The following is a 22,268-nucleotide window of genomic DNA, read 5'->3' as shown; positions in this document are numbered from 1 at the left end:
GCCACGAGCCCGGTCGTCCAAAGGGACGGTGTCCTCGACGCGGGCCGGGAAGCCCGCCGTGGGCTGGTCGCCGCCCGTCACCGGGCCGTCGGCGAAGCCGGAACCGTCCGGCCGAGCCGGCCCCTCCGCGGAACCGCGGACCTCTGCGCGAGCGAACCCCTTCGTCCCGCCCCGGACCCCGCCACGAGCCCGGTCGTCCAAAGGGACGGTGTCCTCGACGCGGGCCGGGAAGCCCGCCGCGGGCTGGTCGCCGCCCGTCACCGGGCCGTCGGCGAGGCCGGACCCGTCCGGTCGAGCCGGCCCCTCCGCGGAACCGCGGACCTCTGCGCGAGCGAACCCCTTCGCCCTCCCCCGGACCTCCCCACGAGCCCGGTCGTCCAAAGGGACGGTGTCCTCGACACCGGCCTGGAAGCCCGACGGGGACTGGTCGCCGACCGGCGTCGGGTCGTCGGCGAGGCCGGAGCCGTCGGATCGAGCCGGTGCGTCCGCGGGGCCGCCCCTGTCTCCGGCTCGGGGGCGCTCGCCCGCCGGGACCCGGGTCTCCGCAGCGGCGACTTCGCCCGCCCGTCCCTGGCCTCGATCCCGGACATCCGTCCTCCCGTCCAGCCAGCCCAGCAGCGCGAGTCCGCCCACCGCTCCCACGACCGCGAGCCCCAGCACCGGCCATGTCACCGGGCGGACGAAGGCGCTGCGGCTCGCGATCGCCGTGATCAGGGCCAGCAGTCCGACCGCGGCCGCGAGCGCGCGCGGGTCCGGTGGGCCGTACGAGAGCGCGTGCCAGGCGGCGATCACCATCAGCGCGCACAGCACGAAGGCCTGGCGGTAGGCGCTGCCCTGCGGGGTGGCGAAGGCGTGCCAGACCAGGTGGGTGGGTTCCCACTGGAGCGACAGCGCCACCGCGGCGACCAGGACCGTCCAGCCGCCGCGCACCCGGCGCGGGACCGTGCGGTGGAAGGGCAGGGCGAGGAGGAGCACCAGGGCGGTGATGCCCACGTAGAGGGCGGGGGTGCCGAAGCTGTACGTCGTCGGGAGCAGACGGGCCAGCAGGTCCTTCGTGGGCACCGGCGTGAAGTGCACGACCCGGCCCGGGTAGGCATGCTTGGTGCCGAAGTACACGACCGTGACCAGTGGCGCGGCCAGGCCTACGCCGAGGGCGACCGTGGCGGCGGCGCGGCCCGCCGTGGCGAACTTCTGCCGCAACGGCAGTCCGGAGAGCCAGAGTTGGAGCAGCAGGACCAGGCCCGCGCCGATCGTGGCCATGTACGCGGTGTAGAAGTTGGCGATCCAGCCCAGGGCCACGACCAGGACGCCGAGCAGCGGGTGCCTTCGGTGCAGCGTCCACTCGCCGACCAGACAGAACAGCGGCAGCGCGACCAACCCGTCCAGCCACATGGGGTTGTACGAGGCGACGGCCACGCTCCACCCGCACAGGGCGTACGAGGCACCGAGCAGCGACGCCGCCCACCAGCGGCCGGGGCGCAGTGTCAGCAGCAGCCAGGCCATCGCCGCGCCCGCGGCGGCCGTCTTCGACACCGTGACGACGTACACCGCGAGGTCGATCCGATCGCGCGGGAACACGGCGACGAGCAGGGCGAACGGGCTGCTGAGGTAGGTGCCGAGGTCGGGCAGGAAGCTCGCGCCGTACCCGGACTGCCAGTTGATGAGGAGGCCGCCGTCGGCGCGGCCGTGCAGCAGGTCCCACAGGTGCGCGTGGAAGGGGACGTACTGGTTGCCCAGGTCGTTGACGCTCCGCGTGTTCGAGCCGAAGGGGTAGCTGCGGGCGACGGCGTCCGCGGCGCAGAACACGGCGACGGTGAGAAGCGCGGCGAGCAGAGCCGCGCGCTGCCTGAGCCCGGCCGGAAAGATGGTCCGTTTCACGCCACAGGAAATGCCTGTGGACAGGGTTGAGCGATCCATCTTCGTTGCCCCCGCACGTCATTGATTCGCCGACTTAGACGGTCGGAGTTTCCGTTCGGTTGTTCCGTCGATGAAAAGTGGTGGAGCGAATTCGGGGAGCGGTCACGGCCTTACCGAAGAGGAAGTGAACATTCGGCAAATTAAAAACTCCCTCCGCATTATTCGGTGATGAACCCACCGCTCCGGCTCTTACTGTCGAGGGCATGACGACCGACGCAGAGCAGCACCGCACGCCTGACGAACGCTTCGCCCACGGCCTGGAGATCCTGCGGGCGATCGACGGGGAGGCGGGCCAGCGGGTCATCGACTCGCTGCAGGACATCAGCCCCGACATGGCCCATCACATCGTCGCCTGGGGCTTCGGGGAGATCTACTCCCGGCCCGGACTCCCCCCGCGCGACCGCCAGTTGGTGACATTGGGCATGCTCACCGCACTGGGCGGTTGCGAGTCCCAGCTGGAGGTCCACGTCAACGCGTCCCTCAACGTGGGCCTCACACCGCAGGAGATCGTCGAGGCGCTGCTGCACTCGGCCGGCTACTGCGGCTTCCCGAAGGCCCTGAACGCGACCTTCGTGGCGAAGAAGGTCTTCGCCGAACGCGGACTGCTGCCGATCGGCAAGCAGCCCACGGACGGTGAGAGCGCTACTTCTGCCTGATCCGCAGGAAGGTGACGGAGTTCGCCGGGAACGTGTACGAGAAGTTCTCGGCGACCGAGCCGAAGGTGGACGTCACCGGGGCGACCGGAGTGGCCGTCTCGGTGTTCACCGCGTCCGGCGCGGCGGCGAGGGTGGTCACCCGCGCTTTCCTGGCGACCTTCGCGCCGCCCAGGTCGATCGCCGTACGGGCCGCCGACGCCTGGGCGTTGACCACCTTGACGATCAGATCACCGGTGCTGTGGTCCTTGGTGACGACCTGCCGGAACGGCTCGGCCGGCTTGTCGTCGGTGAAGCTGCCCCACTCCTGGCCGTCGAGGTAGAGGGTGACCTGGCGGCCCCGCACCTTGATGTCGATGTCGTAGGCACGGCCGGTCTCGATGCTGCCCGCTTTGGAGATCAGCGTCGACTTGCCGCCGTCCACGGCCTGTTCGACCGCGCTCTGGGTGTTGTTCCAGCCGCCCAGGTTCCACCAGTAGTAGTTCCCGGTGTCCTTGACGCCGAAGGCGACCAGGAAGCCCTCCCTGCCGGACTTCTTGGTGGCCTTCACCCGCAGGTCGTAGTCGTGCCAACCCGGGTCACCGGCCGAGACCATGGTGTTCTCGGCGGCTTCGGTGGTCTGCACGTACTGCCCGTCCTGGACCGCCCAACTCCCGCCGCCCGTATGGGTCCACTGACCGGCACCGCCGGAGAAGTCGTCGCTCAGCAGCGTGTTGCCGGCCGCGTCGGTGACCTGCACATCGTCGTACGCGGCGGTCGTGTTCCACGTCGACAGGCCGACGGCGCCGCTGATCGGGCCGGTGAGCGAGGGGGTGCCGGTGGCCGTGGAGGGGACGACCCGGTCGCCGACGTTGGTCATGAACAGCTTCTGGACCTCGTAGTCGGCCGAGCCCCAGGAGGCGTGGTTGTTGAACCACACCATGTCCGGGCGCCACTGCACGTAGTCCTCGTTGGCGAACAGCGGTGCGTAGGAGGCGAGTTTCACGACGTCGGCGTTGCGTTCCAGGCCGGTCAGGTAGGCGGCTTCGGCGAGGCCGTTCTTGAAGGCGTTGCCCTGAGAGGCGTACTCACCGAGGAAGACCTTCGGGCCGGTGCGGCTGTAGGAGTCGTAGCGGTCGTTGTTCTGCAGGAACCACTGCGGGCTGTTGTAGTAGTGCTCGTCGACCATGTCGACGTTCGCGTCCCGGTTGAGCCGCCAGGCGGTGTCGAAGGTCGAACCCGAGTCGTCCGGACCGGAGTTGGAGATCACCGTCATGTACGGGTACCTGGCGCCGATCGCGGCCCGGAACTGCTCGAAGCGGGCGAAGAACTCGACCGGCAGGTTCTCCTCGTTGCCGACCTCGATGTGGGTGAGGTGGAAGGGCTTGGGGTGCCCCATCCGGGCGCGGACCTTCCCCCACTTCGACGTCACCGGGCCGTTGGCGAACTCGACGAGGTCGAGGGTGTCCTGGATGTGCCGCTGCAGCAACGCGTCGTCGTCGACCGCCTGGTTCTGGCCGCAGCCGGTCACCAGTGCGGGCACGACGGGCAGCGGCATCGCGCCGATGTCCTCGGCGAGGCGGAAGTACTCGTAGTAGCCGAGGCCGTAACTCTGGTTGTAGCCCCAGACGTTGGAGTTGGTGGCGCGCGTCTCGACCGGGCCGACGGTGTCCTTCCACTGGTACGAGCGCTTGCGCTGATAGCCGGAGGCCTCGCTGTAGTCCCGCATGGAACCGGTGTTGACCAGGCAGCCGCCGGGGAAGCGCACGAAGCCCGGGTGCAGGGCGGCGATCTTCTCGGCGAGATCCTTGCGCAGGCCGTTGGGTTCGTGCCGGTAGGTGTCGCGCGGGAAGAGCGACACCATGTCGAGGGCCACGGCGTCGGAGGCGGCGACGGTGAGACGGCCGGTGGAACTGGTGCGGGTGGCGGTGAAGGTCGCCTTGTACTGGGCCCAGCCACCCTTCACAACGACCGGGCGGGCAGTGGCGAGAGACCCGTCCCCGTCGCCGAGAGCGACACTCAGGTCGGCACCCGACTCCGCCCGCGCCCACACCGAGAAGTCGTACTTCTTGCCCGCCTCGACGTGGACGCCGGTGTTGTAGCCGGCGTTCGTGACCGACGAACCGGCACCCAGGGAGAGGTAGTTGCGGTTGCGAGCGTTGAGCCGCCCGTCGTCGACCACCACCTGCGCCGCACCGGCGACCGTCCAGGAGGTCAGCGGGGTGTACGACCTGTTGTCGTCGGGGGAGTACTCGAAGGACCGGTTCTGCACGAGTTCGGCGTACAGGCCGCCGTCGGCGGCGCGGTTGATGTCCTCGAAGAAGACGCCGTACATCGTGTCGTCGATCTTCGGCCCTTTGGCTGCGGGGTCGACGGTGATCGCGTAGTCGGTGACGTCGTCGGCGTGGGCCGGGGTGGGAGCGGCCGGGATCAGGCCGACGGCCAGCAGGAAGGCACTGGCACCCAGGCCGAGTCTCAGGCGGGTGCGGGCGGTGCGTGACATGGATACTCCGCGGCTCGTGAAGGTTTTCGAGGCGTTCGACATTTCGGACGTTGGTCAACACTTCGAACGGGAAGATAGGGAAGGGGCATGAGCGCGTCAATGGGGCCCGGGATCGAGAACTTTCGAGACGTAAATGCGGCGACGTAAGGTCGAGGACATGCATGCGCTGTGGCCCTATCTGATCGCCGCCGGCTGTCTGGCCCTGGTCCTCGGGTTCCTCACCTGGGCCGCACGGTGGATCCGGCGGCGCGGCTCCGGCGGCGGGGGTGTCGGCGGGGCGCTGGCCGCGTACGAGGAGGCCTTTCGCGCCACGAGTCACGTCGCGTACCAGGAAATCCGGGCGGAGGCGGGGCGCAAGGACCCCTTGGAGTCCCCGGAATGGCTGCGCCGACTGCGGAAGCGGCGTTGAGCGTGGGCGGGTTCTGGCCCGTGCCGGACGTGCTGGCGCATCTGGCCGGGCGGTGGCGTGTGGAGCGGTCGGTGCGGGATCTGGTGAGCGGGGACGAGGGGCGCTTCGAGGGGGTCACCGTGTTCGGGGCGCCGCGCGTGGAGCCTCTGTCGGAGGGCGAGCTGCCGGAACGCGGCCTGCCGCAGGGCGGGTTGCTGCACGAGGAGTCCGGCACGTTCACCTGGCAGGGCGTCGCGCGGCCCGCCGAGCGGACGTTGAGGTTTCTGCCGGGGGCGGCGCCGGGGACGGCGGACGTGCGCTTCGCCGACGGGCGGCCCTTTCACCAACTGGACCTGAGCAGCGGGCGGTACATCGCCGACCATCCGTGCGCGGCCGACCTCTACCGGGGCGAGTTCACGGTCCTGGACGCGGACCACTGGCGGACCGTGTGGCGGGTGGGCGGTCCGGCCAAGGACCTGGTGCTGATCACGGACTACGCGCGCGAGGACCGCGAGAACTGAACGCCGGCTACGTCCGTGAGTCCTGCACCCGTGACTGTTACGCCTGTGACTTCTACGCCTGTGACTGCTGCGTCGGCACTCCGTCGAAGCGGAGATTCCAGCGCCCCGCATGGCCCGTGAACGTGACCGTCGACAGGGGGCGCACGTCGATGTTCCAGTACGTCGCCGGGGGCGCCTTCAGGACGTACACCAGCGCGGCGCGGATGACGGACGGCTCGGCGACGGCGACGATACGGCCGCGGTCCTCGACGGGCCGGGTGTCGAGCCAGTTGCCGACGCGGGAGATGAAGTCCAGCAGGGACTCGCCGCCGTGCGGTGTCGAGCGCGGGTCGGCCAGCCACGCGTCCACCAGGGCCGGCTCCCGGGCCATCGCCTCGCCCAGCGTCAGCCCGCGCCAGCGGCCCATGTCGCAGTCGCGCAGGGCGAGTTGGACGAGCGGGGCGTAGCCGAGGCCCTCGCCGGTGGAGCGGCTGCGCGGGGTGGGCGAGCAGTAGCGCAGTTCGGCGACCGCGAGCGGGACCAGGTCGTGGGCGGCGCGCTGTACCTCGCCCCATCCGGCCTGGTCCAGTGGGCGGTCGTCCTCGAAGCGTTCGGCGAGCAACGGGGAACTGCGCGCGGCGGCGACGAACGTGACCCGAAGTTGCATGCCGTGATCGTCAGTCTGGAAAGTACGCAGGTCAAGGGGTGTCGGCCGGGCGTTACCCAAAGTACGCGAGGCCTCACTTCACGGTGTGGACCTGGCGGACAATCGCCTCAAACCTCCGGCTGGAGCAGCAGCGCCATCCATCGCTCGGGGTGCGGCAGGGCCCGGAAGCCGACCTTCTCGTAGACCCCGTGCGCGTCCGCCGTGGCGAGCAGGATGCGGCGCAGGCCGTACGGCTGGAGGTGGTCGCGGACGGCGGCGACCAGCGCGGTGCCGATGCTCTTGCCGCGCACCGAGGGGTCGACGTACACATCGCACAGCCAGGCGAAGGTCGCGCGGTCGGTGAGCACCCTGGCGTACGCCACCTGCTCGCCCGAAGCCGCCTCGTACACACCGAAGTTCAGCGACGCCTCGATCGCCCGGTCCTGCTTCTCACGCGGCCGGCCGAGGGCCCAGTACGCGTCGGTGGACAGCCAGCGGTGGACGCGGTCGACGTCGATGCGGTCACGGTCGGTGGAGATCTCGTAGCCGTCGGGGAGGCCAGGGGTGTCGGTCATGGCGGGAGATTCGCAGGTCGGGGGCGGGCTGTCGAGCGGGTTTCGGTGGGCGGACGGGCGTTGCCAGTGGCGGCCGGCACCTGCTGACGGCGGTGGACGGAACCAGCGGTACGGCTGACGGCCGAGCTGCTCGACTCGCTGGAGTCCATCGCCGCACCGGTGCCCGCCCCCTAGCGCACCTCGTCCCAGGCCGTCCGCAACCGCCGTACCCCCTCCACGATCTCCCCCACCCCCGCCACCGCGGCGAAGCTCAACCGGACGTGCGCCGCCGGAGGTTCGGCACTGAAGTAAGGCCGCCCCGGGGTGATGGCGACGCCTGCGCGCAGGGCCGCCGCGGTGAAGGCCAACTCGTCCAGGCCCTCGGGCAGCCGCAGCCACAGGTGGTAGCCGCCCGACGGGATGTGCGGGAGGGCCAGTTCGGGCAGCTCAAGGCTGAGCGCCGCGGTCATCGTGTCGCGGCGGGTCTTCAACTCCCCCGAGATCGCCCGCAGATGACGTGGCCAGGCGGGCGAGCCGACGAGTTCGAGGGCCGCCTCCTGGAGCGGGCGGGGGACGAAGAAGGTGTCGACGATCTGGATGGCGCGCAGCCGTTCCAGGACCGGGCCACGGGCGGCCAGCGCGCTCACCCGGAAGCTCGGCGAGGTCGCCTTGGTGAGGGAGCCGACGTGGACGACGACGCCGTCGGGGTCGGCCGCGGCGAGCGGACTCGGCAGCGGTCCCGCGTCCTCGTGCACGAGCCGCCGTACGAAGTCGTCCTCGATGACGAACGCGCCGGACTCGCGGGCGATCCGGAGGACTTCGGGCCGGCGCTCGGGGGCGAGCACCGCGCCCGTCGGGTTCTGGAACAGCGGCTGGCAGACGAAGACCCGCGCGCCGGTGGCCCGGAAGGCGTCGGCGAGCAGCTCCGGGCGGACGCCGTCCGCGTCCACCGGGACGGGGACCGGGCGCAGGCCCGCCGCCCGGGCGATCGCCAACATGCCCGGGTAGGTGGGTGATTCGACCAGGACGGGCGCGCCCGGCGGGGCGAGCGCGCGCAGCGCCGTGGTCAGCGCGGACTGACCGCCGGAGGTGACGAGCACCTCGGCCGCGGTGACCGCGCCGCCGATGTCACGCGCGAACCACTCGCGCAGCTCCGGCAGCCCCTCCACCGGCGGCCGCCCCCACGCGCCGGGGCGCCGGCCCGCCCGGGACAGCGCGGCGGCCATCGCGCGCTCCGGCTGGAGGGAGGGATGCAGATAGCCGCCGGTGAACTCGACGACCCCGGGCGGCGGAGCGGCGAGCGTGGCCAATACGCCGGACGCGTCCACCGTGCGCGGTACGAGGTCGGCAGCGCTGTCCGCGCTCAGCACCACCTCCTGCCAGGACGTGTCCCCCGCGGGAGCGGCGGCGGCCCGCGCCGCGGCCCGGAAGGCACCGGCTCCCGGCCGGGTGACCACCAGCCCCTCGGCGGCCAGCTGGGCCAGTGCCCGCGAGACCGTCACCGGGCTGACCCGGAACCGCTCGACGAGACTGCGGCTCGACGGGAGCTTTCCACCCGGCGAGTAACGGTTGAGTTCCTGCCGCAGCTGATTCGCCAGTTCACCGACACTGCTACGCTCGTGCATGAGAGCACAGAGTAGCACTACCGCAACGAACGGGATAGCGGTCAGCGGTCCCCCGGCCACCGAGTCGACCGCCGCCGGCACCCTGCTGGCCGCCCTCGGTGTCGTCTCCTTCTCCCTGACCTTCCCCGCCACCGCCTGGGGCCTGGAGAGCTTCGGCCCCTGGGCGCTGGTCGCCGTGCGCAGCGTGCTCGCGGCGCTCATCGCGGGCGGTTGTCTCCTGGTGCTCCGCGTGCGGGTGCCGGAGCGCCGGCACTGGGCTGGCCTGGCCGTCGTCGCCGCCGGTGTCGTCATCGGCTTCCCGCTGCTGACCACGCTCGCCCTGCAGACCTCGACCACCGCGCACGCGGCCGTGGTCGTCGGCCTGCTCCCGCTCACCACCGCGCTGTTCTCCGCCCTGCGCATGGGCACCCGCCCCTCACGCACCTTCTGGACGGCGGCCCTCGCGGGCGCCGCCGCGGTGATCGCCTTCACCGTGCAGCAGAGCGGCGGCGCGCTGACCACGGCAGACCTGTACCTCTTCGGCGCGCTCCTGGTCTGCGCGGCCGGTTACACCGAGGGCGGGCGGCTGGCCCGGGTCATGCCCGGCTGGCAGGTCATCGGCTGGGCGCTGGTGCTGTGCCTGCCGCTCACCCTGCCGGGCGCGGCCGTGGCCCTGTCGTTCGAGCCGGTGCATCTCACCGCGCACGGCGTGGCCGGACTGCTGTGGGTGGCGGCCGGCTCGCAGTTCCTCGGCCTGGTCGTCTGGTACCGGGGCATGGCCGCGATCGGCATCCCGAAGGCCAGCCAACTCCAGCTCGCTCAGCCGCTGTTGACGCTGGTGTGGTCGGTACTGCTGCTGGGCGAACACCTCCCGGTGGCCGCTCCCGTGACGGCCGCCGCGGTGCTCGTCTGCATCGCCGTCACCCAGCGGTCCCGGGGCTGAGAGGCACGTACGGGCAGGTACCGACGGGAGCCCCGCGCCGTAGACTCGAAGCCCCGGACCGCTGCTCCCACACAGGTGAGGAGACCCGACAGATGCGTGCAACCATCGGTGACCGGCTTGTCCAGCACGGCAGGGTGGTCGGCCAACACGACAGGATCGGCGAGATCGTCGAGGTGCTCGGTGCGGAGGGCAACCCGCCCTACCGCGTCCGCTTCGAGGACGGCCACGAGGGCGTGTGCTCGCCCGGCCCCGACACGGAGATCCGGCACAAGGAGACGCTGCAGTAGCCCGACGCGGGCCCCTCGCCCCTGAAGAACGGCTCAGCGCGGGGCCTTCGCCCGCTGCTGGTAGTGGTCGGCGACCACGCGCGCCATCGCCCCGATCCGGTCCGCCGCCACGTCCTTGGCGGCGAAGTACACATGCCCGTCGACCTCTTCGCGGCGGTCGGCCAGGGTGAGGTGCCGGGACAGTTCGGCGGGGTCCTGCCAGGCCGCGGGCTGTGCGGGGTCACCGGCCTTGTACAGCGCCTCGCCGAGATAGAGGCGGGTCCCGCTGCCCCGCGCCACGTCCGCCCACCAGGGCACGAGCTTGGCGTAGTCGGCGGCGGCGAAGCCGATGTTCCAGTACAGCTGCGGGCAGATGTAGTCGATCCAGTTCTTCCGCACCCACTTGCGGGTGTCCGCGTGCAGATCGTCGTACGTCTGCACCCCCGCCCGCGTGTCCGAGCCGAGCGGGTCGGTGGCGAGGTTGCGCCACACGCCGAACGGGCTGATGCCGAACTGCGTTCCCGGCCGCGTCCTCTTGATCCGGGCCGCCGTCTCGCGCACCAGCTTGTCGATGTTGTCGCGCCGCCAGGCGGCCCGGTTCGGGAACGCCGCGCCGTAGCGGTCGTAGGCCGCGTCGTCGTCGAAGGTCTGGCCGGCCACCGGGTACGGGTAGAAGTAGTCGTCGAAGTGCACCGCGTCCACGGGGTACTTGACGACCGCGTCGAGCATCGCGTCCTGCACGAAGGCGCGGACCTGCGGCAGCCCCGGGTTGTAGTAGAGCTTGCCGCCGTAGACGACCACCCAGTCCGGGTGCTTGCGCGCGGGGTGGGTGGCGACCAGCCTGGTGGGGTCGGTGTGGTTGGCGATGCGGTACGGGTTGAACCAGGCGTGCAGTTGCAGGCCGCGGGCGTGCGCCTCCTCGACCGCCGTCCCCAGCGGATCCCAGCCGGGGTCCTTGTCCTGGGTCCCGGTGAGGTACTGCGACCAGGGCTCGTACGGCGAGGGCCACATCGCGTCGGCGGTCGGACGGACCTGGAAGATCACGGTGTTGAGGCGGTTGCGCACCGCGAGATCGAGCTGGGCGATCAGCTCCGTGCGCTGCTCGACCGCGGTCATGCCGGGGCGGGAGGGCCAGTCCCGGTTGGCCACGGTCGCCACCCACACGCCGCGCAGTTCAGGGTCCACCCACCGCCGGTGGCGGACGTCCGGTACGGCGCTCGCGTCCGGCGCCGCCGCCAGGGTCGCCAGCGCGGCCAGTGCGAACGTCCGGCGAGACAGTCGTCCCATCTTCACAACACCCCCATACCCGGCGGATCCGTGCGGTCACGGATCGTCTCCGCCGCCCAGGATGCACGTCCCCGCGCGATCGATCATCGATACTTACGGGTAACGTGCACGATCGGAGCAGGGCACCGAACCAAAGGCGCCCTGCCGCACGCGTAGATCAGCGAAGGGGACGATGTGACGGACATCCCGGCGGGAGACATCGCGAGCGTCGGAGTCGTGGGCTGCGGTCAGATGGGCGCGGGCATCGCCGAGGTGTGCGCCCGGGCCGGTCTTGACGTGAAGGTCGCCGAGACCACCGGCGAGGCCCTGGAGATCGGCCGGACCCGGCTGTTCAACTCCCTTGCCAAGGCGGCCGAACGCGGCAAGATCAGCGCGGACGAGCTGGCGGAGACCCAGGCACGGCTGAGCTTCACCACGGACCTCGGCGAGTTCGCCGACCGCGACCTGGTGATCGAGGCCGTCGTGGAGAGCGAGCAGGTGAAGACGGAGATCTTCCAGGTGCTCGACCAGGTGGTGACCCGCCCGGACGCGATCCTGGCCTCCAACACCTCCTCGATCCCGCTGGTGAAGCTCGCGGTCGCCACCTCGCGCCCGGACCAGGTCATCGGCGTGCACTTCTTCAACCCGGCCCCGGTGCAGCAGCTCGTCGAGCTGATCCCGGCGCTCACCACCTCCGAGGGCACGCTCGCCCGCGCCCAGGCCTTCGCCGAGAAGGTGCTCGGCAAGCACGCGATCCGCGCCCAGGACCGCTCCGGCTTCGTCGTCAACGCGCTGCTGATCCCCTATCTCCTGTCCGCGATCCGGATGTTCGAGTCGGGCATCGCCAGCCGCGAGGACATCGACAACGGCATGGAGCTGGGCTGCGCCCACCCGATGGGCCCGCTGAAGCTGTCCGACCTGATCGGCCTGGACACCGTCGCCTCGGTCGCGTCCAGCATGTACGAGGAGTACAAGGAGCCGCTGTACGCCGCTCCCCCGCTGCTCCAGCGCATGGTGGACGCGGGCCGGCTCGGCCGGAAGTCGGGCTCGGGGTTCTACGCCTACGCCTGACTACGAAGAGCGATGTCAATGGGCCCGGCACCGGGATGGTGCCGGGCCCACGTCATTCACACACCGTGTGCGGACCGGGCCCGCATATGCCGCGCGCACACGCTCCCTCCGGGCCCACCAGGCGAGTTGACTCTTCATGCGCATGCAAGGGATGTTCCGACTACGGAAAGGAGCGGACTCGTGACCGCCGACCCCGAGCATCCCGTGGTCCATGGAGAACTCGCAGAGTTACGCCGCCGCCTCGACGTCGCCTACGCGCGTGTCGAGGGCGGGTTGGCGCTGCTCACTCATCGTACGGAGGAGACCGACAAGGAGATGGACGACCTGAGCGCGCGGATCGTCGCCCTCGAACACTCCCGCTGGCCGCTGCCCGCGGTGGCGGCGCTGACGGCGGTGGGCGCGCTCGTCGTGACGGTCTGGCAGGCCCTGGGACACTGAACGGCCAGGACCGGATGGGGGGTTCAGCGCAGAGTGTCCTGGCCGAGCCTGAGATGGTGCAACAGCAGTAACGCGGCCGCCATGTTGGCGGCCGGGACCTCCCCACGGGCGACCATGTCGGGGACGAGCTTGAGCGGGACCCACTCCCGGCGGTCGGACTCGAAGTCGTCCACGGGGTGCCCGATGTACTCGCCCTCGTCGGACCAGTAGATGTGGTGCCGGGCGTCGGTGAGTCCGTTGGAGGGCTCCACGGTCATGAGGTGGTGCAGGGGTCCCGGTCGCCAGCCGGTCTCCTCCTCCAGTTCCCTGGCGGCCGCGTACGCGAGGTCCTCGCCGTCCTCGACGACGCCCGCCGCGAGTTCCCACCCCCAGCTGTCGGTGATGAAGCGGTGCCGCCAGAGCAGGAGGACCTCATTGGCCTCGTTGACGACCGTGGCCACGGCCACCGGCCGCAGCTTGATCAGGAAGTGATCGAGATGCCGGCCGTCGGGTAGTTCGACATCCGCGAGGTTGACGCTGAACCAGCGATTTGAGTACACGGTTTGTTCGCTCTGTTTCGTCCACTGCACGGTTCTGCCACCTTCCGTCGAGTAAGTGGCAATATCGCAGCAGGAACGAAGACGTGTCGGTGATCATGGGCCGGGTCTACAGCGGTACGCGCAGCGCCCCGTCGATGAGTTCGGCGGCCTCGGCGGTGCCCGAACCGCCGCTGCGCACCAGGTGTTCGCGCACCGCGCGGAGTCTGTCGCGCAGACGCTGGGACTCCATTCCGCGGACCTGTTCGGCCATCTGCACGGCCGCGGCCACCGCCTTCTCGGCATTTCCCTGGCGGAGTTCGATCGTGCTCAGCATGGCGAGCCGGTGCACCCGGCCGCGGTCGTGCGCCGGCTCACCGACGGCGGCCTCCGCGTGCTCGCCCGCCGCCACCAGCTCGCCGAGGCTGAGCAGCGCCTCCGCCACCTGGACGTTGACCAGGCCCGGCTGGACATAGCCCGTCTCGTCGGGTTCGTACCCGCGCCGGATGCGTTCGGCGGCCTTCTCGGCACGCCGGATGCAGGACAGGGCGCTCGTGCTGTCGCCCAGGTGCGCGTACGCCTTGGCCTGCATCGCGTACAGGTCGGAGGCGAGCGCCGGGGTGATGTGCTTGCCGGCGGCCCGCAGCGCGGCCTCGGCGAAGGCGACGGCCTGGCGGTACTCCCGCATGAACAGCGCCTGGTTGACCAGCAGCGCGATGACGTAGGCGCCAAGTCCCTGGTCCCCGCTGGCCTTCGCGAGCCGCAGCGCCTGGTGGAAGTAGCGCTGGGCCAGGCCGTGCGCGTCGGAGTCGTACGCGCAGATGCCGGCGATCGCCACCAACCCGCCCGTGGCGCGGTGCAGTTGGCGGCCCATCGCGTCGGTGTAGCTGCCGCGCAGCAGCGGTGCGGCCTCGGCGTTGAGGAAGCCGACGATCCGGGTGCGGGTCGCGATGCCACCGGCCTTGCGGTACATCTGCTCGTAGTGGGTGCGGGCGGCGCGCAGCATGTCGAGGTCGCCGGCGGTGACCCGGTGCCGGCCGCCGCGGGAGACGTCCGTGTCCTCGGGCGGGTTCTCCCACTCCCACACGGGCATCACGGCGGGTGTGCCGGTGACGGCGGGGGCGCCCAGTATGTGCGGTCGCTGCTGCTCGTCGGAGCGCCACAGGGCGGTGGCCCGCTCGACGAAGCCGGAGAGGGAGGTGCCGTGCGGGGTGGACGGTTCGCCGGGGACGCCGAGGCCGATGTCGTCGAGGGTCACCGGCCGGTGCAGGCGCTGTGCGAGCACTTCGCAGATCAGGTCGGGGACCTGGCCGCGGGGGCGTTGGCCCTTCAACCACCTTGCCACGGCGGTGTGTTCGTACCGCAACGCGAGTCCGCGGGAGCGGCCGGCCTGGTTCACGTGGGCGGCGAGGCCGGCGTGCGAGATGCCCGCCTCGTCGAGGATCGCGTCTAGCAGAGTGTTGGGCTGCATGGATGCCCCCCGGGTGCCTCGGTGCGGACAGAGTAGTGCGGGGCCGTTCACACGGGGTGCGAATGGAGTGCTCGGATCCTCAGGGTGCGCGCTCTGTCGCGGAGAGTCGCCGGTCGGTTGACTGGAGTGCCTCGCCAGAGGCCTGCGGGGTCGCCGGCTCCCCCTCAATAGTGCGGCGACCCTGCCGGGGCTCGGGGGTTCGACTAAGCGCCGTTTGATTGGAGGTGTGTTGTCGGCTGCGGGCTCGATGTGGCTGGTCGCGCAGTTCCCCGCGCCCCTTGGGGGCGTTGGCGTTGGCGGTCGTTCTGGAGTGCCAGTAATGCGACATCGTCTGCAGGAGCACCTGCGGTGTGGCGGAGTAGGGCTGTGAAGACCGTGCCGAGTAGTAACTGGGGGGCCACCAACGGGTGTTCACGAATTCTCTCGGCCAGAACGTCACGCAAGGGAAAGAAACGGCCCCGGGCGTTTCTCGCGTCCTCGGCTCCGTCTGTGTAGAGGAACAGGGTTTCGTCCAGGAGCAGGGGGCCGCAGTGGAGGACCGGGAGTTCCGGTGGGAGGGGGAAGGGGCCGAGGGGTGGGAGGGGGTCCACACAGGTCAGGTGTTCGACGCGGGGGCCGCTGAGGAGGTACGGCCAGGGGTGGCCGCAGTTGAGGGCTCGGATCTCGCCGTCGGGGCGGATCTCCAGGAGGAGGACGGTGACGAACTCCTCGGCGACCGGGTGGTCCGGTTCGAGGCCGGCGGAGGGGTGTTCGGCGCGGGCTCTTTCGCGCAGGTGGCGGGCGAGGGCCCGGTCCAACTTCCGCAGGACGCAGCCGAGTTCGGGTTCATCGTGCACGACCTCGCGGAACGAGCCGAGCACGGCGGCGACGGTGCTGATCGCGCCGATCCCGTGGCCCCGTACATCACCCATGACCACACGCACCCCGTGCTCGGTGGCGATGACCTCGTACAGGTCGCCGCCGACCACCGCGCCGCGGTCCGTGGCGAGTTGGGCGGCCGCGACGTTCAGGCCGTCGATGCGCGGGGGCAGCGGTCGCAGCAGGGCGCTCTGGGCGGCGCCCGCGACCCGGCGGACCGCCCTGAGCTCACGCATCAACGCCTGCCGGACGTGGACCATCAGCCCGGTGCCGACCGCGAAGAAGACCGCGCTGGTGACGATCCGCGCCCCGATCCCGTTCTGCTGGGCGAGCGGACAGGCCAGTTTGTACGTGATCGCCATGGCGCCCCAGACCGTGGGCAGCCCCAGCGCGAGAACCCGGCGAAGTGGCCTCGGCTCCTCCTCGCGGACGGCCCGGCGGGACACCCCAGCCTTGATGCGGATCATGCCGATGGCCCCCCATTCAGGCCCTGACAGCGCAGACGGACCGGCCCCGAAAGGCCGGTCCGATTCTGTCGACCGCATGGCCCGGGAGGACCAGATCGCCCGGAATTGTCACCCGTATGAGTGACGTGACCGAGGGTGGCCGGTCAGGCCATGGCCATGGTCACGGCTCTGAGCCGAAAAGCCACCGTCGCAGCCACCCTCGCGGTCGTCAGCCGCGCAGTACCGCTCCCGTCCGCTCGCCCGCGAGGGCGACCGCCGCGTCCCGGGCCGCCGAGGCCTCGTCCACGGTCAGCGTCCGGTCGGCCGCGCGGAACCGCAGCGCGTACGCCAGCGACTTGTTGCCCGCGCCGAGCTGTTCGTCGTTCTCGTAGACGTCGAACAGCCGGATGGATTCGAGGAGTTCGCCCGCGCCCTCGCGCAGCGCGGCCTCGACCTGGGCCGCCGGCACCTCGCGGGCGACGACGAGCGCGACGTCCTGCGTGGCGACCGGGAAGGAGGAGATCCGGGGCGCCTGCGGGGTGTCGTCGCCGACCGCCGCGAGCGCGTCCAGGTTCAGCTCCATGGCGCTGGTGCGCGCGGGCAGGCTCAGCGCCTTGATCACGCGCGGGTGCAACTCGCCCGCGTGGCCGACGACTTGCTCGACGCCGTCGGTGACGACCACGAGTTCGGCGGTGCGGCCGGGGTGCCACGGACCGTACTGGCCCTGGCGGACGACCAGTTCGGCGCCGGTCTCGCGGGCGACCGTGCGGGCCGCCTCGACCGCGTCGGCCCAGTCGGCCGGCCGGCCCTTGCCCCACCAGCCGGCCTGCTCGCGGGCGCCCGCGAGGACGACGGCGACATGGCGCGGCTGCTCGGGCAGCGCCGCGTTCAGCTCGGCGATCTCCTCGTCGGTGGGACGCCGGTCCACGGGCAGGGACACCGCGGTGCGCTGCTCCTCGGCCGGGTGGAAGACCAACCCGGTCTCGAACAGCGCCAGGTCGTGCCCGCCCCGGCCGTCGTTGCGCCGCAGCGCGCCGAGCAGGCCCGGCAGCAGCGACGTACGCAGCGCGGGCTCCTCGTCGTTGAGCGGGTTGGTGAGCCTGACGACACGGCGGGCCGGGTCGTCGGCCGCCAGCAGGAGCTGGTCGAAGACCTGCTCGCCGACGAACGGGTAGTTCGGCGCCTCGACGTATCCGGCACCGGCGAGCACCCGGCCGACCCGGCGGTGCAGCCGCTGCCTGCGGGTCAGACCGCGCCCGGCCGGGGGCCGGGGCAGCGTGGAGGGCAGGTTCTCGTAGCCCTCCAGACGGATGACCTCTTCGGCCAGGTCGTTGATCGCGACCAGGTCGGGCCGCCACGACGGCACGGTGACGATCAGCTCGTCCTGCCCGTAGACATCGCAGCCGATCTCCTGGAGCCGGCGGACGACGGTCTCGCGGCCGTAGTCGACGCCCGCGACCTTGTCCGGGTGGTCGGCCGGGACGGCGATGGTGTGCGGCGCGGACGGCGCGCTGATCTCCGTGACGCCGGCCTCGGCGGTGCCGCCGGCGAGCAGCACGAGCAGGTCGACGGTGCGCTGCGCGGCGGCGGCCGCGGCCTGCGGGTCGACGCCCCGCTCGAAGCGCCGGGACGCCTCGGAGGACAGCTTGTGGCGGCGGGCGGTACGGGCGATCGACACCGCGTCGAAGTGCGCGGCCTCGATCACGACGTCGCTCGTCGCGTTCTCGGTGTCCTCGTGGTCGGCGATCTCGGTGTTGGCGCCGCCCATGACGCCGGCGAGCCCGATGGGCCCGCGGTCGTCGGTGATGACCAGGTCCTCGGCGTGCAGGGTGCGCGTGACACCGTCGAGGGTGACGAGCTTCTCGCCCTGCTCCGCGCGCCGGACGCCGATGGTGCCGTGGACCAGGCCGCGGTCGTAGGCGTGCAGCGGCTGGCCGAGCTCCATCATCACGTAGTTGGTGACGTCGACGGCGAGCGAGATCGGGCGCATGCCGACCTTCTGCACCCGGCGCTGGAGCCAGATCGGCGAGCGGGCCTCCGGGCTGAGCCCGGTGACCGTGCGGGCGGTGAAGCGGTCGCAGCCGACCGGGTCGGCGACCTTCACCGGGTAGCCGAAGGCGTTCGGGCCGGGCACGTCGAGCAGCGCCGGGTCGCGCAGCGGCAGGCCGTAGGCGACGGCGGTCTCGCGGGCCACGCCGCGGATGGACAGGCAGTCGCCGCGGTTGGCGGTGACGGCGATGTCCAGGACCTCGTCGACCAGTTCGAGCAGCTCGATGGCGTCCTTGCCGACCTCGGTCTCCGGCGGCAGCACGATGATGCCGTGGGTGCCGTCGTCGCCCATGCCCAGCTCGTCGCTGGAGCAGATCATGCCGTGGGAGGTCTTGCCGTAGGTCTTGCGGGCGGCGATCGCGAAGCCGCCGGGCAGCACGGCGCCCGGCAGGACCACGACGACCTTGTCGCCGACGGCGAAGTTCCGGGCACCGCAGACGATCTCCTGCGGCTCACCGGTGCCGTTGGCGGTGCCGACGTCCACGGTGCAGAACCGGATCGGCTTCTTGAAGCCCTCCAGCTCCTCGATCGTCAGCACCCGGCCGACGACGAGGGGACCCTTGAGGTCGGCGCCGAGGTGCTCGACGGTCTCGACCTCCAGGCCCGCCGAAATGAGCTTGGCCTGGACGTCACGGCCGGTTTCGGTCGCCGGCAGGTCGACGTACTCCCGCAGCCAGGAAAGCGGGACCCGCATCAGATCTCCATCCCGAACGGCCGGGTGAACCGGACGTCACCCTCGACCATGTCTCGCATGTCTTCGACGTTGTGGCGGAACATCAGCATCCGCTCGATGCCGAACCCGAAGGCGAATCCGCTGTACTTCTCGGGGTCCACACCGCAGGCGGTCAGCACCTTGGGGTTGACCATGCCGCAGCCGCCCAGCTCGATCCAGCCCTCGGAGGAGCAGGTGCGGCAGGGGCGGTCGGGGTTGCCGACGGACTCGCCCTTGCAGACGTAGCAGAGCATGTCCATCTCGGCCGACGGCTCGGTGAACGGGAAGAAGTTCGGCCGCAGCCGGGTCTTCATACCCGCGCCGAACAGGGACTGGACCATGTGGTCCAGGGTGCCCTTGAGGTCGGCCATGGTGAGGCCCTCGTCGATGGCGAGCAGCTCGACCTGGTGGAAGACCGGGGTGTGGGTGGCATCCAGCTCGTCGGTGCGGTACACGCGGCCGGGGCAGATCACGTAGACCGGCAGCTCACGCTCCAGCAGCGAACGGATCTGCACGGGCGAGGTGTGGGTGCGCAGCACGACACCGGACTCGGTGCCACCGTCAGGGCCCTGCACGAAGAAGGTGTCGGCCTCGCCGCGGGCCGGGTGGTCCGGGCCGATGTTGAGGGCGTCGAAGTTGAACCACTCGGCCTCGACCTCGGGGCCCTCGGCGACCTCGTAGCCCATGGCCACGAAGACGTCCTCGATGCGCTCCGAGAGGGTGGTCAGCGGGTGGCGGGCGCCGGCCGGCACGCGGTCGTAGGGCAGCGTGACGTCCACCGCCTCCTCGACCAGCACGCGCGCGTCGCGCTCGGCCTCCAGCTCGGCCTGGCGGGCGGCGAGCGCCTTGTTCACCGCACCCCGGGCCTGGCCGACCAGCTTGCCGGCGGCGGCCTTGGCGTGCGGGGGCAGCGCGCCGATCTCGCGGTTGGCGAGGGCGAGCGGGGAGGTGCCGCCGGTGTGGGCGACCTTGGCCTCCTGGAGCGCGTCGAGGTCACCGGCGGCGGCGAAGGCGGCGAGCGCCTCGTCCCGCATGCGCTCGATCTCTTCCGGTTTCAAGGCCTCGACCTCTACAGGGTCGTACGACTTATTCGGTGCCGACATCTCTTCCCGTGCTTCCGGTTGGCTGGCGGATGGTCCCCGTCCCGACTCGGGGGGACGCGTCGTCCCTGAAACCTGAAACGGGGACGCAAAGGTGCCAAAGGCCGAGTCTAACGGGGGTGAGACAGGTGACCGCGCCCGTGGGGCCTCGTCGGCGGCTACTGGAGATACGCCGGGGTGCCCACGGGCAACGTAAATCGGAACTCGGCGCCGCCGCCGGGGCCGCGGCCGACCGTGATGGCGCCGCCGTGGGCTTCGACGATGCCCTTGACGATGTAGAGCCCGAGGCCCGTGCCACCGCGCTTGCTGCCCCGCCAGAAGCGGGTGAAGACGCGGTTCATGGACTCCTCCGGGATGCCGGTGCCCTCGTCGCCCACGGTGACCGACGTGCCGGCGGCGTCCTCCCGCTCGCGCGGGGACGCCGAGGGCGTGATGTCGATGGTGACGGTTCCCTCGCCGTGGCGCACGGCATTTTCCAGCAGGTTGCTGAGCACCTGGTCGACCTTGTCCGGATCGGCCCACAGGGCGGGCAGCGGCTGCTCGATCCGCAGCAGGAACTTGTCGGCGGGCTGACCTGCGGCGACGTAGGCCTGGATGTGACGGCCGACGGCGGCCCCCATGTCGACGGGCTGGCGGCGCACCTCCAGGCGGCCGCTGTCGATCCGGGAGATGTCGAGCAGCTCGGCGATGAGCCGGGTGACGCGGTCGGCGTCGGCGTCGACGGTCTCCAGCATCAGCCGCTTCTGGTCGTCGGTGAACCTCTCCCACTTGGCCAGCAGGGTGGCGGTGAAGCCCTTGACCGAAGTGAGCGGGGAGCGCAGCTCATGGGCGACGGTCGCGATCAGCTCGGCGTGGCTGCGCTCGGTGCGACGGCGGGCCTCGGTGTCCCGCAGGGAGACGACGAAGCGCTGGACGGGTCCGGTGGGCTCGTCGCGCACGTACCGCGCGGAGACCAGCACCTCTCGTCCGCCGGGCAGCAGAAGGTTGCGCTCGGGCTGGCGGACCCGGGTGGCGAGGCCGCCGTAGGGATCGGTCAGCTGCCACCAGCGGCGGCCTTCCAGGTCCTCCAAGGGCAGGGCCTTCTCCAGCCGCCGGCCCAGGGCGTCCTCGGCGCGGACGGCGGTGATGCGCTCGGCCGCCGCGTTGAAGCAGATGACCTGGCCGTGCTCGTCGGCGACGACGAGTCCGTCGGGCAGATCGTCGGGGTCGATGCCGAGTCCCGCGGGGCCGCCGTGCGAGGACACGGGTCCGGGCCGCACGTCACGTGCTCCCCGCGCCCTGCTCGTGCCGACGCTCATATCCCCGTATCCCGCCTTTCAACCGGCGCAGGTGGCTCCCGAGCTGGTCACCCTACTAGCTCTCGGTGACGGAGCGGCACCCTCCGGAGGCGCGCTGTGCACGGGCCGACGCATACAGACATACGGCGGCGGCGGTGGCGAGGTTCAGGCTCTCGGCCTTCCCGTGGATCGGAACGCGCACCACGGCGTCCGCGAGCACCCGGGTCTCCTCCGGCAGCCCCCACGCCTCGTTCCCGAACACCCACGCGGTCGGCCCGCCCATGGTGCCCTGATCCAGCTCGTCGTCGAGATCGTCGGTCCCGGCCCCGTCGGCGGCGAGAATGCGCACCCCGATCCCCTTGAGCCCGGCCACGGCCTCCTCGACGGGCACCCCGACGGCGACGGGGAGATGAAAGAGAGACCCGACGGAAGCGCGTACGGCCTTCGGGTTGTAGAGATCGACAGAAGCATCGGTCAGTACGACGGCCTCGGCCCCGGCGGCATCGGCGCACCGCAGGACGGTGCCGGCGTTTCCGGGATCCCGGACGTTGGCGAGCACGGCGACCAACTTGGGCCGCGCGGCGAGGATGTCGTCGAAGGGCGTATCGAGAAACCGGCAGATCCCGACAAGTCCCTGCGGGGTGACGGTGGTTGAGATGTCGGCGATGACCTGCTCATCGGCGAGATGCACCCGGGCGCCGACTTCCCGTGCCTCACCGACGATGTCGGCGTACCGCTCCGCGGCCTCGACGGTGGCGAACAACTCGACCAGCGTGTCCCCGAACCCGGCGGCCTCCCGCACGGCCTGCGGCCCCTCCGCGAGAAACAGCCGCTCCTTCCCCCGAAAATTCCGCTTGGCCAGCCGCCGGGCGGCGGAGACACGGGGGGAACGGGGAGAGATCAGGTCAGGACTGACGGGGGACATCCAACTCACTTTCCGCGTACTTTTCTCCGCCGCGTTCGCGAATCCGTCGCGTTCGCGAATCCGCCGCGATCTTTTCTCCGCCGCAACGGCGATCAACCACGACGGCGGTCAACGGCGGTGCCGAACAAACCCACACCACTCAACGCAATGGACCCGCAGGCAGAAACCCACGGGTCCACACAGTGAC

General features: G+C 71.1%; 20 protein-coding genes. 7 read left to right on the top strand and 13 right to left on the bottom strand.

Annotated features, from left to right (window positions below):
• The coding region (locus tag ACIQI8_RS39640; protein ID WP_402362206.1) for a YfhO family protein at positions 1-1,917 on the bottom strand (1,917 nt) is incomplete at its 3' end.
• A gap of 203 nt (positions 1,918-2,120) precedes the next feature.
• Between ACIQI8_RS39640 and ACIQI8_RS39635 the strand changes: the two genes are divergently transcribed.
• Positions 2,121-2,573 (top strand): carboxymuconolactone decarboxylase family protein, encoded by a 453-nt coding sequence (locus ACIQI8_RS39635; protein WP_402362203.1) that lies wholly within the window; start codon positions 2,121-2,123, stop codon positions 2,571-2,573.
• Here ACIQI8_RS39635 and ACIQI8_RS39630 read toward each other — a convergent pair.
• Positions 2,560-5,052, bottom strand: a complete 2,493-nt coding sequence (locus ACIQI8_RS39630; protein WP_402362200.1) for an alpha-L-arabinofuranosidase C-terminal domain-containing protein — start codon at positions 5,050-5,052, stop codon at positions 2,560-2,562. The genes ACIQI8_RS39635 and ACIQI8_RS39630 overlap by 14 nt on opposite strands.
• Before the next feature lie 157 nt (positions 5,053-5,209).
• Between ACIQI8_RS39630 and ACIQI8_RS39625 the strand changes: the two genes are divergently transcribed.
• The gene (locus ACIQI8_RS39625; RefSeq protein WP_402362197.1) at positions 5,210-5,461 is read left to right on the top strand and encodes a hypothetical protein; all 252 of its coding nucleotides are present in this window, start codon (positions 5,210-5,212) and stop codon (positions 5,459-5,461) included.
• A gap of 2 nt (positions 5,462-5,463) precedes the next feature.
• Positions 5,464-5,961: a DUF6314 family protein gene (locus ACIQI8_RS39620; RefSeq protein ID WP_402362791.1), complete on the top strand. Its 498-nt coding sequence runs from the start codon at positions 5,464-5,466 to the stop codon at positions 5,959-5,961.
• A gap of 52 nt (positions 5,962-6,013) precedes the next feature.
• Here ACIQI8_RS39620 and ACIQI8_RS39615 read toward each other — a convergent pair whose 3' ends face one another.
• The 3 genes from ACIQI8_RS39615 to ACIQI8_RS39605 form a co-directional block, all read right to left on the bottom strand.
• A complete protein-coding gene (locus ACIQI8_RS39615; RefSeq protein ID WP_402362194.1) occupies positions 6,014-6,607 on the bottom strand; it encodes a histidine phosphatase family protein in 594 nt (197 codons plus the stop codon).
• 107 nt (positions 6,608-6,714) lie between these two features.
• Positions 6,715-7,161 carry a GNAT family N-acetyltransferase gene (locus ACIQI8_RS39610; protein WP_402362191.1) on the bottom strand — a complete coding sequence of 149 codons (447 nt, stop codon included), beginning with the start codon at positions 7,159-7,161 and terminating at the stop codon, positions 6,715-6,717.
• Between the two features lie 170 nt (positions 7,162-7,331).
• Positions 7,332-8,765: a PLP-dependent aminotransferase family protein gene (locus ACIQI8_RS39605; protein WP_402362188.1), complete on the bottom strand. Its 1,434-nt coding sequence runs from the start codon at positions 8,763-8,765 to the stop codon at positions 7,332-7,334.
• Here ACIQI8_RS39605 and ACIQI8_RS39600 point away from each other — a divergent pair.
• Both ACIQI8_RS39600 and ACIQI8_RS39595 read left to right on the top strand, forming a co-directional pair.
• Entirely contained in the window at positions 8,764-9,687 is a 924-nt protein-coding gene (locus tag ACIQI8_RS39600; RefSeq protein ID WP_402362185.1) for a DMT family transporter, read from the top strand. The two genes, ACIQI8_RS39605 and ACIQI8_RS39600, sit on opposite strands and share 2 nt — an antisense overlap.
• Positions 9,688-9,779: 92 nt before the next feature.
• On the top strand, positions 9,780-9,974 hold the full coding sequence (locus tag ACIQI8_RS39595; protein ID WP_402362182.1) for a DUF1918 domain-containing protein: 195 nt from the start codon (positions 9,780-9,782) through the stop codon (positions 9,972-9,974).
• A 33-nt stretch (positions 9,975-10,007) separates the two neighbouring features.
• On the opposite strand, the gene ACIQI8_RS39590 is transcribed toward ACIQI8_RS39595, so the two are convergent.
• Positions 10,008-11,240: a glycoside hydrolase family 10 protein gene (locus ACIQI8_RS39590; RefSeq protein WP_402362179.1), complete on the bottom strand. Its 1,233-nt coding sequence runs from the start codon at positions 11,238-11,240 to the stop codon at positions 10,008-10,010.
• A gap of 174 nt (positions 11,241-11,414) precedes the next feature.
• Here ACIQI8_RS39590 and ACIQI8_RS39585 point away from each other — a divergent pair, with 174 nt between their 5' ends.
• Both ACIQI8_RS39585 and ACIQI8_RS39580 read left to right on the top strand, forming a co-directional pair.
• Entirely contained in the window at positions 11,415-12,290 is an 876-nt protein-coding gene (locus ACIQI8_RS39585) for a 3-hydroxybutyryl-CoA dehydrogenase (RefSeq protein ID WP_402362176.1), read from the top strand.
• Between the two features lie 180 nt (positions 12,291-12,470).
• Positions 12,471-12,728, top strand: a complete 258-nt coding sequence (locus tag ACIQI8_RS39580) for a hypothetical protein (RefSeq protein WP_124002748.1) — start codon at positions 12,471-12,473, stop codon at positions 12,726-12,728.
• Between the two features lie 23 nt (positions 12,729-12,751).
• Here the strand turns inward: ACIQI8_RS39580 and ACIQI8_RS39575 are convergent, their stop codons facing one another.
• The 7 genes from ACIQI8_RS39575 to ACIQI8_RS39545 form a co-directional block, all read right to left on the bottom strand.
• Entirely contained in the window at positions 12,752-13,297 is a 546-nt protein-coding gene (locus ACIQI8_RS39575) for an NUDIX hydrolase (protein ID WP_402362173.1), read from the bottom strand.
• 76 nt (positions 13,298-13,373) lie between these two features.
• Entirely contained in the window at positions 13,374-14,714 is a 1,341-nt protein-coding gene (locus ACIQI8_RS39570) for a transcriptional regulator (protein WP_402362170.1), read from the bottom strand.
• 203 nt (positions 14,715-14,917) lie between these two features.
• On the bottom strand, positions 14,918-16,039 hold the full coding sequence (locus tag ACIQI8_RS39565; RefSeq protein WP_402362167.1) for a PP2C family protein-serine/threonine phosphatase: 1,122 nt from the start codon (positions 16,037-16,039) through the stop codon (positions 14,918-14,920).
• Between the two features lie 208 nt (positions 16,040-16,247).
• Positions 16,248-18,761 (bottom strand): phenylalanine--tRNA ligase subunit beta, encoded by a 2,514-nt coding sequence (gene pheT, locus ACIQI8_RS39560; protein WP_402362165.1) that lies wholly within the window; start codon positions 18,759-18,761, stop codon positions 16,248-16,250.
• Positions 18,761-19,882 (bottom strand): phenylalanine--tRNA ligase subunit alpha, encoded by a 1,122-nt coding sequence (gene pheS / locus ACIQI8_RS39555; protein ID WP_402362162.1) that lies wholly within the window; start codon positions 19,880-19,882, stop codon positions 18,761-18,763. The genes pheT and pheS overlap by 1 nt, the downstream gene beginning before the upstream one ends.
• Before the next feature lie 155 nt (positions 19,883-20,037).
• Positions 20,038-21,177, bottom strand: coding sequence for an ATP-binding protein (locus ACIQI8_RS39550; protein WP_402362159.1), 1,140 nt, complete (start codon positions 21,175-21,177; stop codon positions 20,038-20,040).
• 55 nt (positions 21,178-21,232) lie between these two features.
• Positions 21,233-22,081: a TrmH family RNA methyltransferase gene (locus tag ACIQI8_RS39545; RefSeq protein ID WP_402362156.1), complete on the bottom strand. Its 849-nt coding sequence runs from the start codon at positions 22,079-22,081 to the stop codon at positions 21,233-21,235.
• Positions 22,082-22,268 lie beyond the last annotated feature (187 nt).

The sequence above is a fragment of the Streptomyces sp. NPDC092369 genome (genome assembly GCF_044755245.1).
Lineage (GTDB): Bacteria > Actinomycetota > Actinomycetes > Streptomycetales > Streptomycetaceae > Streptomyces.
The sequence above is the reverse complement of the archived record's forward strand: the minus strand, read 5'-3'. Positions and strand labels throughout refer to the sequence as shown.

What these genes read in the sequence shown, in the direction of transcription:
- ACIQI8_RS39590 (WP_402362179.1), bottom strand. Translation starts at nt 11,240, where the DNA reads ATGGGACGACTGTCTCGCCGGACGTTCGCACTGGCCGCGCTGGCGACC.
- ACIQI8_RS39615 (WP_402362194.1), bottom strand. Translation starts at nt 6,607, where the DNA reads ATGCAACTTCGGGTCACGTTCGTCGCCGCCGCGCGCAGTTCCCCGTTG.
- ACIQI8_RS39545 (WP_402362156.1), bottom strand. Translation starts at nt 22,081, where the DNA reads ATGTCCCCCGTCAGTCCTGACCTGATCTCTCCCCGTTCCCCCCGTGTC.
- ACIQI8_RS39550 (WP_402362159.1), bottom strand. Translation starts at nt 21,177, where the DNA reads ATGAGCGTCGGCACGAGCAGGGCGCGGGGAGCACGTGACGTGCGGCCC.
- ACIQI8_RS39635 (WP_402362203.1), top strand. Translation starts at nt 2,121, where the DNA reads ATGACGACCGACGCAGAGCAGCACCGCACGCCTGACGAACGCTTCGCC.
- ACIQI8_RS39600 (WP_402362185.1), top strand. Translation starts at nt 8,764, where the DNA reads ATGAGAGCACAGAGTAGCACTACCGCAACGAACGGGATAGCGGTCAGC.
- ACIQI8_RS39565 (WP_402362167.1), bottom strand. Translation starts at nt 16,039, where the DNA reads ATGATCCGCATCAAGGCTGGGGTGTCCCGCCGGGCCGTCCGCGAGGAG.
- pheT (WP_402362165.1), bottom strand. Translation starts at nt 18,761, where the DNA reads ATGCGGGTCCCGCTTTCCTGGCTGCGGGAGTACGTCGACCTGCCGGCG.
- pheS (WP_402362162.1), bottom strand. Translation starts at nt 19,882, where the DNA reads ATGTCGGCACCGAATAAGTCGTACGACCCTGTAGAGGTCGAGGCCTTG.
- ACIQI8_RS39595 (WP_402362182.1), top strand. Translation starts at nt 9,780, where the DNA reads ATGCGTGCAACCATCGGTGACCGGCTTGTCCAGCACGGCAGGGTGGTC.
- ACIQI8_RS39625 (WP_402362197.1), top strand. Translation starts at nt 5,210, where the DNA reads ATGCATGCGCTGTGGCCCTATCTGATCGCCGCCGGCTGTCTGGCCCTG.
- ACIQI8_RS39605 (WP_402362188.1), bottom strand. Translation starts at nt 8,765, where the DNA reads ATGCACGAGCGTAGCAGTGTCGGTGAACTGGCGAATCAGCTGCGGCAG.
- ACIQI8_RS39610 (WP_402362191.1), bottom strand. Translation starts at nt 7,161, where the DNA reads ATGACCGACACCCCTGGCCTCCCCGACGGCTACGAGATCTCCACCGAC.
- ACIQI8_RS39570 (WP_402362170.1), bottom strand. Translation starts at nt 14,714, where the DNA reads ATGCAGCCCAACACTCTGCTAGACGCGATCCTCGACGAGGCGGGCATC.
- ACIQI8_RS39630 (WP_402362200.1), bottom strand. Translation starts at nt 5,052, where the DNA reads ATGTCACGCACCGCCCGCACCCGCCTGAGACTCGGCCTGGGTGCCAGT.